The following is a 12518-nucleotide window of genomic DNA, read 5'->3' as shown; positions in this document are numbered from 1 at the left end:
ACGTGGCGTCAGGCTGCATAGTCGCTGCCGTGGAAGATCACTGGACCGTGGGGCGCGTGGCCGAGCTGGCCGACGTGAGCGTCCGCACGCTGCATCACTATGACGAGATCGGGCTCGTTCGGCCGTCGGCGCGGACCGCGGCCGGGTACCGGGCCTATTCGGCGGGCGACGTGGAGCGGCTGAGGGAGGTGCTGGCCTATCGGCGGCTGGGCTTCGGGCTGCGGGAGGTTGCGGAACTGGTCGGCGACTCGTCCACCGACGCGGTCGCGCACCTGCGCCGACTGCGCGGCCTGCTGCTGGAGCGGCGTGATCGCGCTGACGCCATGGTGGCGTCCATCGACAGGGAACTCGAGGCACGGGCGAAGGGACTGAAGGTGACACCGGAGGAGCAACTGGAGATGCTCGGTGCACAGCTGTACGACAAGATCGGCGGCGCCTACACCGCGACACGGCGTACCGATCCGCGGATCGCCGCGCAGATCCGGGACGCGCTCGGGGACGCGCAGACGGTGCTGAACGTCGGTGCCGGCACCGGCTCCTACGAGCCTGCTGATCGTGACGTGACCGCGGTGGAGCCGTCGGCGGTCATGCGGGGGCAGCGGCCTGCCGGCTCGGCTCCGTGCGTGGCCGCCGCCGCGGAGAGCCTGCCGTTCGAGGACCACTCCTTCGACGTTGCGATGGCCGTCTCCACCGTCCACCACTGGGGGGACCCGATAGCGGGGCTGCGCGAGATGCGGCGCGTGGCCCGCCGTGTGGTGGTGCTCACGTTCGATACCGACGAGCCCGGATGGCAGGACCGGTTCTGGCTTACCCGCGACTACCTGCCCGAGTTCGCCGGCGTCCTCGCAGGATTTCCCTCGCTTGCCGGGATGGCCGACGCGATCGGCGCCAGCGCCCAGCCGGTGCCCATCCCGTGGGACTGCGCCGACGGCCTGTTCGAGGCGTACTGGCGCCGACCGGAGGCGTACCTGGAGGATCACGTGCGCCGCGCGATGTCGGTATGGACGAGAGTCGGTCCGCAGGCCGAACAGCGGGCGGTACGAAGCCTCGGCGACGACCTCGACTCCGGCCGGTGGGCCGAGCGCAACAGCGACCTCGCCGACCTCGACGCGGCAGATCTCGGCCTCCGCCTACTCATGGCTTGAATGGACGCCGGTCGCGGTCCTTGACCTGGCGTCCGCCAGGTCAACGGTGACGCGTTCCTCCTCCTGGCCGGGATGCTCCACAGCCACCCCGTCAGTCCTCCGTCCCCTCCTCGTCACCGAGCCCGGCCGCGACCGGGTCGCGCAGCGGGCGCAGGCCGCCGCCGTCCGGGGCCGGTCGAAGTCCTCCTGTGCTTTGGCTTCCTGAGTACATGAGGGTTGTCGGACCTTCGACGACCCCTTGCCCGCCCGGTCTGACCTGCGGATATGCCCGGCTTGGCGGGACGGGGCGCGGAGGGGGTGATTGAGGGGTCTACGGAGGGGGTCTTCGGGGCCTGTTCGGGGGTCTGTTCAGCCTCGTCGGCGGTGCTCGCCACAGGTGCTCCTGGAGGGGTGAGGGCGGGCCTATCCCGCCATTCACCTGCTACAGGTAGGTTTTTCGGCCCGGGTGTGACGCCGCCCTCGGAAAACCTCTCCGCCGTGATCGCATCGTGATCAACCCGGAGAGGGAGAGTTCTCCTCCTCTCGGCTCCGGACTCTGTCCACAGGGCCCTCGTTCGAGCATCGGTTCGTGGCCGCCGTGATCCGCGCGGTGGCCCGTACAGGAGGAGCCGTCATGCCCGAGATCACCACCCTGCTGCTCGCCCCGATGACCCCGGCCGCGGCGATCAGCGCGTTCAGCTACCTCCGGGCCATCCAGGCCGTTGAGTTCGAAGCCGCCGCCGAGTTCGCCGGCGCCGAGCCGCGGATGGCCGAGCTGCTCGTCGACGTCCTCGAGCGGATCGTCGTCCCCGTCACCTCCCTGGCCGGGCCTCTGGGCGATGAGCCGTGCGACGCGGCCTTCGCCCTGGAAGCGGTCGGGCGCGTCCTGGTGCAATCCCTGCGTGTCTGGGAGCAGGCCGGCCCCGGGGCGGCGGAGGGCATCGCCCACGCCGTCATTGAGTTCGTGTTCCACGTCCTGACCGAAGACCACGAGGACGTCGCCGATGTCCTGCGCCAGCTGGAGGCGGTGGGAGTGGGCCAGGCCCTCGATGCCCACCCCGCACCGGCCGGTGCCCACCCGGTGCGCCTGTCCATCATGTAGTGCGCACCGGGGACGGCGGTGGTGCGCACCCGCGCCCATCGGGTGGCCTCCACCGCCGAGCACCGCACCGCACCGCACCGCACCGCACCGCACCGCACCGCACCGGGGCCATGATGCGCACCACCCTGCGGCCGCACCAGGTGCCCGGCCACGTCGGCGGGCCCTATCACACACCCCCTTGACCAGGCCCTGATCGGCGACCGGAACCTGCTGTGTCAAGGAGAAACGTGCCGGTGGAGAACCTGGTCAAGGGGGTCGACCGAACCTGGTCAAGGGGGTGGCCCGTGCTGGGCGGGAGTGCACATCAGGTGCGGCGCACCGGGTGCGGGCGAGAGCGCCGCGCATCGTCGGATGGGGCGCACCCGGTGCGGTACGGGACATCGTGGTGCGCCCGAGAGTGGAGCCCACCGTCAATCGGTGCGTACCGCAGTGGACTCCACCCGGTGGAGCCCACTTGATGGGCTCCACCCGGTGTCGGCATCGGGCGGTCCACTCGGTGGACGATGCCCTGCGTCGTCACCACAGCCAGGCGTTCGAGTGCCGCATCCGGAACAGGGCGCGCGCGTCGCGGCGGGCGGCGGCGCTGCCGATGCGGTTCTGCCGGAGCCGGGGCCGGCGCGCCTGGGCGCCGTAGAACCGGCGTATCCCGGCCGCCTTGAGTCGCTTGCGCTGCTTGGCCAACTCCGCCTTCTTCGCCTTGACCGTCTTCGGCTTCCGGGGCCGCTTCCAGATCGGCTGCCAGTCCGTCGGCGGCGCGTACGCCTCGGCGCGTCCCTGGGAAGCTGCCTTCAGCCGGGCGGCGACGGCTTCGATCCTCGGGTCCGCGGGCGGCGTGGTGGTCATGCGATTCCTCCGGTGGGTGTGGTCCGGCCCGGCGCGGGATGGACAGGCTGCTGGGCGCTCGGCGGCAGGGCCGTCGCGGGCTTGGGGGAGCTGCGGCGGGCGGCGGCTCGTTCCCGGATGCCGGCCTGGAGCCGGGCGGCCATCTCGGCGGCTGCGGCCTCCAGCGTCCGGCTGGTCTGCTCCACCGCGGCGACGTCCGTCATCGGCTCAAGGTCCCGGCCGGCCCTCCGCCCCGGGCGCAGGCTCGGGCGTGGGCTCTGGGTGGTCGGCACGGCGACGGTGTGCGGCCGGGCCCGGAAGTTCAGGCGGTCCGCGCGGCGTAGCGCGTGGACGCGGGCGGTCAGCGCCCCGGCGGCGAGCCGGGCCTGCTCGTACGGAGAAGCGGACCGCTTCCGGGTCAGCGCGCGCAGCACGGCCTGGTCCCCGATGTCGTGCGGGCACAGGGCGCGGAGGTCGGCGGTCATCATCCGCCGGCTGGCCGGGCGGGTGTAGCCGTCGATGGCCGCCTGGACTATCTCCTCGTCCAGGCCGGGCTGGTGGGGTCGCCCGCGCAGGACGTAGGAGAGGTGGCGGCGGGCTTCAGCGAGGAGGTGGTGGCGCTTGAACCCGCCGCGCATCACGGACACCACGGCGGCGACGTTGACGGCCGCCAGGGCGACGTCGACGACCGGGCGCACCCGCGCCCATATCGCCGCTGCCGCTGCTCGGGCAGGCGCCGCCAGCCCGGCGACGACGTCGGCTCCGTACGCCCGGGTCGCCGAATCCCGCCAGACGGCACGCAGCTCGGCCAGCGAGCGCAGCTCCTTGCGCTTGGGCGAGCGGGTCCGGTCGGCGGCCTGGCAGGCCAACGCGTAGGCGGCCCGCTCCCCCGGCGCATGCCCCTGCCGCTCCTCGTACTTGGCCACCAGGACGGGGAGGGCGTCCTCGATCTGCTGGCGGCGGGTGGACTGCCAGCCGATGAGCCGCTGGTCGATCCCGGCGATCTCCATGACCGGGCGGCGGCCGGGCGTCACCTCGCGCGGCTCCCACGCCCACCCGAGCCGGGCCGAGACCTCCTCCATGAAGTAGAGGGTGTAGAGGGTGTCGGCCGAGACGATGTTGGCCAGCATCGAGTCGGCCGACAGATTGCCCCACGTACCTGCTGCGTCCGGCCGCCGGGCGCGGATCGACACGACCGCGTGGTCGTGCAGGAGCGGTTTCGACTCGGCCGCCCGGGACTCGTAGTGCCGGAACACCGCGACGATCAGCCCGTCCCGGATCGGCTTGCGCTGCTTGCCGCCGCTCTTCCAGCGGATCTGTGCGACCGCGTCCTCGAGCCACGCCAGCGTCTTGTCCCGGGCGATGTCCTGGCACAGCTCCAGCACCAGGCGGGTCTCGTCGTCCCCGAGCGCCCACGCGATGTGTGCCGTCGACGGGGCCCGGAACACCAAGTCCATCGCCAGCCAAGGCGTCCGCTCTTTCGCCTTCTCGGTCTCGGGCGACTGGTTGTGCTCGATCGGCCTGCCCAGCACCGTCACCCGCCGCGCCTTCGCCGGGGTGTCGCCCGCCTCCAGGCGCTCGCGCTCGATCCGGTCGGCGCCCGGGTGCCGGCCTTCCCCGAGGAGGAGTTCGGCCTGCCGCTCGGTCACCACATCCCCGGCCGTGAGGCCGACCGCGGCAAGGCCCCGTCCCTTCCAGACGCCGGGCGGGACCCCGGCCTCGTCCTGGGCGGCGCGCAGCGGCCTACCCGCCGGTCGCTGGCCGTCACCGACCATCACACCGCGGAAGAGATAGCGCCACCCGCTCCCCGGACGAACCTTAGCTTCGCTGATCACCGAGCCATGGAACCTCGCCCGTGACCTGCGAGAAAGCGCGATCCGGCCTCCGTCCCGCCGGGCGGGAAGCCATCACCAACTCTTTGCCCCCGGCGCCCGCCAGGCGGACCGCCGCGGCAGCCCGAGACGGTATCCCGTGCGCGTGCGCACAGTCCACCGCATGTCGAACGAAGTGATCTACGCAGACTCCTGCCCGCTGCGCTCTCGGCTGCTCCGCCCCCAGTTCGGCCGCTCCCGCGAGTCCGGCCAGCAGGACGGCCCGGCCCGCGTCTGGTTCGAGGGGTACCGCTGCGACGACTGCGAGGCCACCCGGCCCCAGCAGTTCTGGGACGCGATGCGCGCCCGCTACGAGAACTGAGGCGGACGTGCGAATGCTGCGCCCCGGCCACCGGAGCCCCACCCACCCCGGAATCCCACTCCAACCCAATCGAGCGTCATCGAACGCACACCAGCGCACGACAGCCCCAACCAACCGACGCCGCTGAGCAGACCACGTCACCGACGCCCTTCAACACGAACAGCCACCCTCGTCCCCGGTCACCGGCCGGGGGCTTCGTGCTTCCTGGAGGAGTTCACCGTGCCCACGTACGAGGCCCTGCCCCGCTTCACCGCCGGCCTGGACCGCCTGACCCCAGCGCAGCGCCGCCGTTTCCGCCAGACCGTGTCGGCCTTCGTCGACGACCTGCGCACCGGCTGCTTCCGCGCCGGCCTCCACCAGTGAAGGGCGTTCGGCTCACCCCCGGGGTCTACCTACTCACCTGAGCGCCGGACGGGCGCACGACGTGGTCGTACGGCTGGGAGCTGCGGTGCGGGGCCCGCCACATCGTGTGGCGGCGGATCGGCACTCACGCCATGCTCGCCGACCCCTGACCGAGGCGGTCTTGCGGGCGGCGGGCGCTGATTGGTTGGTTCATCCTTCCGGTAACCAGGAGGAGCAGCAGTGAGTCAGCCCTGGTTGTGAACGAGTTGGGGGCGCACAGCCGGATCCCGTACTCGCGTACGCGAGGGGAAAATTCACCGCTGCGGGGGACCCCGAGGCCGGCTCCGGACACTCGACAGCGCGGGCCGCCACCGGTGTGGTGGCGGCCCGCGCCGGGACCGTACGAGAGCCGGCGGTCAGGACGCCCGCTCGAAGGCCAGCACCGCGTTCGGGCAGTTCGCCGCGTACCGCAGCAGCGCCTCCCGCTCGGCCTGGTCCACGGCCAGCGCCCACCGGTGCTTCGTGGCCACCACTCCCCGATGTACCGGCAGTGCACCGCCGGGGCCGGCATCCACGTCGCCGGGTCCTGGTCGCTCTTCTGCCGGTTGGAGCGGGCGGTGACGCCGACGAGGGTGACGTCGCTGCTGATGTCGTTGGCGTACTTGCGGCGCCGCTCGGTGGTCCAGCCGTAGCCACCAGCTGGCGGGGAGCGTCATTCGAACCGTGCGGTATTCCAGCTCCGGAGCACCTGATAGGCCAAGGCAGGGGGCGTCAGGGGTGGTCGCGACGCCACTCGTAGCGCCACGCCGCCTCGAGGTAGCCCTCCTCTTCCAGGGAACCGCGCTGCGGCGGGCCGAGAAGGCGTGCTGCTTCCACGCACCGTTCGTCGTTGTGGAGGGCGAGTCCGTAGACGGCGGCTAGCTGGACCAGGCGGTCCGCGTCGCCCAGCACAGCGGCCATGGCATCGGCGAGGACGGGATCGTTGTCCCTGGCCCCGGCAACCGTGCAGCAGGCAGTCTTCCGAACCACGGCGTCCGGATCGGCTATCAGCCGCAGCAGTGCCTTGCGAGCGTCGCCAGACAAGGCCGGCGGCGACGACCACTCGCTGAATCCCTGCGCCACCGCACGCCGTACTCGGGCATCGGGATGGCCGGCATGAGGCAGAAGAGCCGCCTCCGCGCGGGGGTCGATGTGTTCACCAAGAGCGACCAGCACCTCGGTGAGCACGGCGAGGTCCGTCTCCTCGGCCGACCAGTCGGTGAACATGTCCAGAGCGGGACCAGCGAACGCGTCCTCGTCGCTGTCGTCGAACAGATGGGTCAGCCGGAGCACCTCGGCACCGAACAATCGGCGGGACGGGTCCGGGTCCGTCCGCAGCGCTGCGGCAGCTGTCCAGGTCGCCTCATCGCGTCGGCCGCCCAACAGGATGGTGACACTGTTCCATGTCGAGTGGTTCTCCTGGTCGGCGTGGGCCAACGCGCGGTCCATCAGCTCCTCGAACGAGGTCCGGACCCCGAGCAGTTCCTCGGCAAACGTGAGGATCGCCCCATGGCCGTCTCGCACGGTCATGCCACCAAGGGTGAACTCGTCGACGCTGTCGTACTCGTCGTCTTGAACCTGCGTACGGACGATGGCATCCCGGGATCCTGTACGGCGTCGCAGTTCGGCCTCGGCCCCCGTCTCGTGCCAGCGGCGTGCGAGGTCCCGCGCCTCCAGGAGCTCGGTCTCGGGATATCTGCCCCGGATCTCGTGGCCCAGGAGCGCCTCAAACAGAGCGGGCGAACCCGAGTCGACCCCCTCGCTCAAGGGGATGAGGTCCTCGGGCCTGCTCTGGCCGGAGTCCGCACCGTACTGGAGCAGCAGTTGGGCGATGTGCCCGGCGTGCATCCGGACGGCCAGGCAGAACGCGGCGTCCAGGTAATCGGGGTCGCTATTCTCCCGGAGAAGGGTCCTCACCAAGTCGGTGTCTCCAGCCCGGACCGCGGAGGTCACGGCGCACTCGCCGTCCACCGCATTGCTCGTACCCGTACCTACGCCCATGACCCTGCTCCCCCGTAGCGTTCTCGCAGCTCAGTGTAGATCTGCCGGATCGGCCCGACGGGGGTAGCAAAGCTGGCACGGCCCGGCGGGCTTCCCTGACGACCGGATCAGTGCACGGGGTGTGGAGGCCCGTCGGTAAGGGCGCGCTGGCGTGCTTGGAGATAGGCAGTCCAGTCTGTGGCGGCGCGACGACGCCACTGGACGGCCGTGATCGGGTGGAGGCCTAGCATCGGGCCGAGGACCGCGGGCGGGAGGTCGCACGCGAGGGCCACCAGCGCAGTGGTCCGGGTGGGCCGGTTGGGGATGTGATGGGCAGCCAGGCGTCGGCTGAGGGCGGCGGCGGAGATATGGGCGCCGGGCAGGTGGCCGGGGAACAGCCATCCTGCGCTGGTGTTCGCGGCCCAGCCCTGGGGAGCGGGGCGGTCGGCGAGGGTGGTGAGGATGTCGGCCAGGGTGGTGGGCAGCGGGATCGGGGTCCGGCCCAGGGTGAGGAACGCCGTCCCGTCGTGGGTGGTCAAGGCGGTGGTGGGCAGTGTTGCGATCCGGGTGAGGTGCTGGCCGAACAGCAGGAGGATCCCGCCGGCGGCCCGGACGTCGAGGTCGAGGCGGGTGTCGGTGAGGCACTGGTGGAGGAGGTCCCAGTGGGAGTCCTCGTCCAGGCCGACCGGGTCGGCCTTCGGGCGGTGCGGCACGAGGAGGTCGCGGGCGTGGTGGCGGCGGTGGGCCCAGACTACGAAGTCGCGGACTTCGTAGCGGGTTCCTGGGTTGGCCGCGAGCCAGGCGTCGAGGCGACCTTGGTCGAGGGTGGCGATGGTCAGGCCGTGCCCGGCGGTCGTGGTGAGGAGTTCGGCGGTGCCGGACGATCCGCACCGCGAGTTCGTCCCGGGGCTCCAGGACCTGGTAGGCGGTCAGCAGGCCGCGCAGATACTCGGCGGTCATCGCCGTGGATCGGCCGTCGATCGTGGCGTCGAGGTCGGTGTGGGAGAGCGGGCGGCCTGTGGTCATGAGGTCGTGCAGGAGGCGGGCGGAGCGGGAACCGCGCAGCCAGTTCAGGACCGTTCCCGCATCCGAGGCCTGGGCCAGCGCCGCCCGCATCGCCGCGAGCGGCCCGGTGCCCGCCGCTTCGGGCACGTCGGTGAACAGGTCCTGCAGGTGGTCGGCGACGGCGCAGCGGTCGCAGAGTCGGCCGACCTTGTAGGAGCGCGGTCCGGCGCAGCGTTCGCAGGCGTAGGGGTCGGGGACGCCGGCGCAGGGCCCGCAGACCCGGCGCAGGTCGACGCGGCCGATCAGCACCCGGGTCCGCTCGCAGAGCAGGCAGGGCATGGGGTGGCTGCGTGCGTTCCGGTAGCAGGGGGTGCAGACCGGGCCGAGCGGCCATCGTGCGGTCACGGGCGCGGTGGTGTGGCAGAGCCACCTGCCTCCAGCCCCATCCACCACGACGCCGTCCACGTCATCGACGAATACCTCCCCCACCGAGCTGGCGCTAGCCCCGACAGCGGCCACCTCTTCACCACCGTCAACGGCCGCCCGCTCGAACCGCAGTCGTTCATCCGGATTTCGTGCACGGTTGCCGCCACGCACCTCGAAGAATTCGCCCCCAAGCTGCCCGTCGAAGCGGCTCACCCACTCGCCGTAGACCGCGCTCCCGTTGCGGTTAGGCGTGTAGGTCTTCTTGTCGACGGGGGTTATGGCTGCACGTGAGGGTTCTTGTGTTTGCCGATGTGCGACCGGGAGTAGACCGGGGTGGGCTACCTGGTCACGGGATTCAGCCGGCCCCGACGCAGAAGGGCCTGGGAGGCGCGCCTCCTGCTGATCTGTGAGGGCTGCTACCAGCCCGGGACTCCCGACCCCGAGACGGAACTGTCCCGGCCGGCACGGAGCGCAGGACCGATATAGCGTTCTGGACCGGGCTCACCGACCGAGGGGAGGAGCTCCCGCCCGCCGTGCGCGGGGTGTGGACGGCTGGTGGTATGCCGCACCGAGAAGCTGCTGGCGAGAACCGCGTGTTCGCGGTCCTGCGCGACGTCTCCCACGCGTAACCGTAACGCGGGCCGGGGATCCGCCCGACCCTGCGGGCATGCTGCCACCCAAAACTCCCCAGGATGCTCAGGTCCTGGTCGATGTACGCATGGCCCGTCAGGCCATCCTGTCCCGTACGGACAGAGCTTCCTCAAGCTGCGCGCGGTCATTCACCAAACCGAGCTTCGGCAGGAGGTCCGCGGCTCCATCATGCTCGACCAGCTGGAACACCTGCTTTACGGACCAACATCACCATCCAGGTCATGCCGATGTCCGCGTCAGCGCACCCTGGGCTGCTCGGCCTGTTCAGCGTGGTGAACTTCGAGAAGCCCTGGCCTGCGGTTGTCCAGCTGGAGACCATCCTCGGCGGCACCTTCGTGGAGGCCACCGAACAGGTCTAGGGCCTGTCTCTTGGAGGTGCGGTGCGCATGGTGCTGCATGCCGGATCCAAATCCTGTGGCAGCAGCGCTCGCCCCGCAGCGGCTGATCGAGCGGGTCGTGGGCCTCGACGAGGCGGCAGCGCTGCTGCCTGGCTTCTACCGGCCTCCCCCCGCCGGATGACGATGATCGATCCGCTCCACGGCTGAATCCACGGCGGACACGGCCGGGGCGGCGGGCGTGGCGTCGGGATTTGTACGGGTTGGCGGGTGATGATGGCACGGTGCGACTTGATCACGTGTCCTATGCGGTGGCCCGCGACAGCTTCGTCTCGACCGTCCAGTGGATCGGATCGGCCCTCGGCGCCGGGTTCGTCGACGGGGGCGTGCACCCGCGATTCGGTACCCGCAATTTTATTCTCCCGCTGAGCGGCGACACCTACGTCGAGGTCGTCACCACACTCGACCACCCCGCCGCCGACCGCGCACCCTTCGGCCAAGCGGTCGCGCGCCGCGCCGCCGAGGGCGGCGGCTGGCTCGGTTGGGTGGTCTCCGTCGACGACATCGCCCCGGTCGAGGCCCGCCTCGGCCGCACCTCGGCCGAGGGCCACCGTGTCCGCCCCGACGGGTTCGACCTGAGGTGGAAGCAGATCGGCCTGCTGGAACTGCTGGAGGACCCGCAACTGCCCTACTTCCTTCAGTGGTTGGTCCCCATCGAGGAGCGCCCGAGCGCCGACCCGCGCACCTCCACCACCATCCACGGGGTCTCCATCGCCGGCGACGCCGCCTCCATCGCCGAATTCCTCGGCGAACCGGCCGACCACCCCCTCGACCAGATCGACGTCACCTGGGTCGAGGATGAGGAACCGGGCCTGGTCTCGGTCGAGTTCGCCACCGCCCACGGCCCGGTCACGATCTGACCAGGGCCCGACTGCCCCGCGGGAGCAGCCGGCTGGGGTCTCCTCGCTAGCGCGTGTACCGGCGGTGGAACCGCCCGCCCCACGCTCCCGGTACCGCTGGGCCGATGGCGGTGGCCCGCGCTGGCCTGGTGCGCCACGGTCACGGCGATCGCCGTCCTGACCCCGCTGGCCACGCTCGGCTACTGGTTCGCCGTCGGCAACTCCGCGACCTCGGACCCCTCCCGGCTCCTCGACACCGCCGGCACCACCCTGGGCATCGCCGCCGCGGGCGCCGCGCTCACCACCCTGCTGGCCCTGCCCGCCACCGCGGCCGCGCCGCCCGCCTGCTGGATCAGTCCGCCTACGCGGGGCACTCCCTGCCGGGCATCACCGTCGCGCTGTCCCTGGTGTTCTTCGCGGTCCGCTACGCCGAACCGCTGCACCAGGAACTCCCGCTGCTGGTCTGCTCCTACGCCGTGCTCTTCCTGCCCGTCGCCGTGGCCGCCACCCGCGCGGCCGTCCTCCAGTCCCCGCCCGTACTGGGGAACGTGGCCCGCTCGCTGGGCCGCTCCCCGCTGCGCCTGCTGCGCGAGGTCACCGTCCCGCCGGCCGCGCCCGGCGTCGCCGCCGGAGCCGCGCTGACCTTCGTGGTGTGCATGAAGGAACTTGCCCGCCACCCTGCTGCGGCCCACCGGCATGGAAACCCTCGCCACCCGCCCGTGGACGGAGACCGGCAGCGGATCCTTCGCCGCCGCCGCGGCGTACGCCGCCGCGCTGATCCTGCTGGCCGCTGTACCGTCCTACCTCCTCGGAAGGCACCGCACATGACCGACCTGCAGATCACCGGTCTGGCCAAGGCCTACGATCCCGGCGCCGCGGTCCTCGACGGGCTCGGCCTCACGGTGCCCGGCGGCGCGCTGGCGGCCGTCCTCGGCCCCTCGGGCTGCGGCAAGACCACGCTGCTGCGGATCATCGCGGGCTTCCTGCGCGCCGACGCGGGCACCGTGACGATCGGCGGCCGGACCCTCAGCGGCCCCGGCGTCCACCTGCCGCCCGAGCGCCGCCGCATCGGCATCGTGCCCCAGGAGGGAGCGCTCTTCCCGCACTTGAGCGTGGCCAGCAACGTCGCTTTCGGGCTGACCGGCCTCGACCGTGCGGCGCGGCGCCCGCGCGTCGAGGAGATGCTGGAGCTGGTGGGGCTGGCCGGTTACAGAGAGACCGGATGCCGCACGAGCTGTCCGGCGGCCAGCAGCAGCGCGTCGCCCTGGCCCGGGCACCGGCCCCGCGGCCGCAACTGGTGCTGCTCGACGAGCCGTTCAACGCCCTGGACAGCACGCTGCGCACGGGAGTGCGGGCCGACGTACGGGCCGCGCTGCGGCAAGCGACAAGACGGCCAGATCAAGTACAGCCTCCGCGACATGCACCACATCGGCCAGCTCTTCGGCATCGACCCCCTGGTCATGGCAGCCGGCCTCGGCTCCTGGCTCAACGACATCAAACCCGAAGACGTACGACGCCGCCTCCAAACCCACCACCCATAGACACCACAGCCCACAGCTGAGACAACTCCGCCGGGTCGAACGCCAACCAACACCTCGGC

General features: G+C 71.6%; 11 protein-coding genes and 2 pseudogenes. 9 read left to right on the top strand and 4 right to left on the bottom strand.

Annotation, left to right across the window (positions count from 1 at the left end; genetic code table 11):
- The first annotated feature begins 47 nt into the window (after window positions 1-47).
- Together OOK34_RS00065 and OOK34_RS00060 are read left to right on the top strand one after the other, a co-directional pair.
- Entirely contained in the window at window positions 48-1145 is a 1098-nt protein-coding gene (locus tag OOK34_RS00065; RefSeq protein WP_267036573.1) for a MerR family transcriptional regulator, read from the top strand.
- 613 nt (window positions 1146-1758) lie between these two features.
- Window positions 1759-2226, top strand: coding sequence for a hypothetical protein (locus OOK34_RS00060; protein WP_267031782.1), 468 nt, complete (start codon window positions 1759-1761; stop codon window positions 2224-2226).
- A 516-nt stretch (window positions 2227-2742) separates the two neighbouring features.
- Here OOK34_RS00060 and OOK34_RS00055 read toward each other — a convergent pair.
- On the bottom strand, window positions 2743-3069 hold the full coding sequence (locus OOK34_RS00055) for a hypothetical protein (protein ID WP_267031781.1): 327 nt from the start codon (window positions 3067-3069) through the stop codon (window positions 2743-2745).
- Entirely contained in the window at window positions 3066-4823 is a 1758-nt protein-coding gene (mobF, locus tag OOK34_RS00050; RefSeq protein ID WP_267036572.1) for a MobF family relaxase, read from the bottom strand. Before mobF ends, OOK34_RS00055 begins: the two co-directional genes overlap by 4 nt.
- 220 nt (window positions 4824-5043) lie before the next feature.
- On the opposite strand from mobF, the gene OOK34_RS00045 reads away from it, so the two are divergent.
- From OOK34_RS00045 to OOK34_RS00035, 3 genes are all read left to right on the top strand, one after another.
- Window positions 5044-5241 carry a hypothetical protein gene (locus tag OOK34_RS00045; protein ID WP_267031780.1) on the top strand — a complete coding sequence of 66 codons (198 nt, stop codon included), beginning with the start codon at window positions 5044-5046 and terminating at the stop codon, window positions 5239-5241.
- 219 nt (window positions 5242-5460) lie between these two features.
- A complete protein-coding gene (locus tag OOK34_RS00040) occupies window positions 5461-5604 on the top strand; it encodes a hypothetical protein (RefSeq protein ID WP_267031779.1) in 144 nt (47 codons plus the stop codon).
- 518 nt (window positions 5605-6122) lie between these two features.
- Entirely contained in the window at window positions 6123-6275 is a 153-nt protein-coding gene (locus OOK34_RS00035) for a hypothetical protein (protein ID WP_267031778.1), read from the top strand.
- 79 nt (window positions 6276-6354) lie between these two features.
- Here the strand turns inward: OOK34_RS00035 and OOK34_RS00030 are convergent, their stop codons facing one another.
- Window positions 6355-7623: a hypothetical protein gene (locus OOK34_RS00030; protein ID WP_267031777.1), complete on the bottom strand. Its 1269-nt coding sequence runs from the start codon at window positions 7621-7623 to the stop codon at window positions 6355-6357.
- Between the two features lie 107 nt (window positions 7624-7730).
- Window positions 7731-8315 (bottom strand): hypothetical protein, encoded by a 585-nt coding sequence (locus OOK34_RS00025; RefSeq protein WP_267031776.1) that lies wholly within the window; start codon window positions 8313-8315, stop codon window positions 7731-7733.
- Between the two features lie 1410 nt (window positions 8316-9725).
- Here OOK34_RS00025 and OOK34_RS00020 point away from each other — a divergent pair.
- The 4 genes and pseudogenes from OOK34_RS00020 to OOK34_RS00005 all read left to right on the top strand — a co-directional run.
- Window positions 9726-10043 carry a Scr1 family TA system antitoxin-like transcriptional regulator gene (locus OOK34_RS00020; RefSeq protein ID WP_323183381.1) on the top strand — a complete coding sequence of 106 codons (318 nt, stop codon included), beginning with the start codon at window positions 9726-9728 and terminating at the stop codon, window positions 10041-10043.
- Between the two features lie 260 nt (window positions 10044-10303).
- A complete protein-coding gene (locus OOK34_RS00015; protein ID WP_267031774.1) occupies window positions 10304-10939 on the top strand; it encodes a VOC family protein in 636 nt (211 codons plus the stop codon).
- Window positions 10940-10990: 51 nt separating this feature from the next.
- Window positions 10991-11746, top strand: a pseudogene (locus tag OOK34_RS00010) (ABC transporter permease subunit); the annotation flags it as partial.
- Window positions 11743-12296, top strand: a pseudogene (locus tag OOK34_RS00005) (ABC transporter ATP-binding protein); the annotation flags it as partial. The pseudogenes OOK34_RS00010 and OOK34_RS00005, both read left to right, overlap by 4 nt.
- Window positions 12297-12518: the final 222 nt, after the last annotated feature.

Source organism: Streptomyces sp. NBC_00091 (assembly GCF_026343185.1).
GTDB lineage: Bacteria > Actinomycetota > Actinomycetes > Streptomycetales > Streptomycetaceae > Streptomyces.
This window is presented reverse-complemented; position numbering and strand designations above follow the sequence as displayed.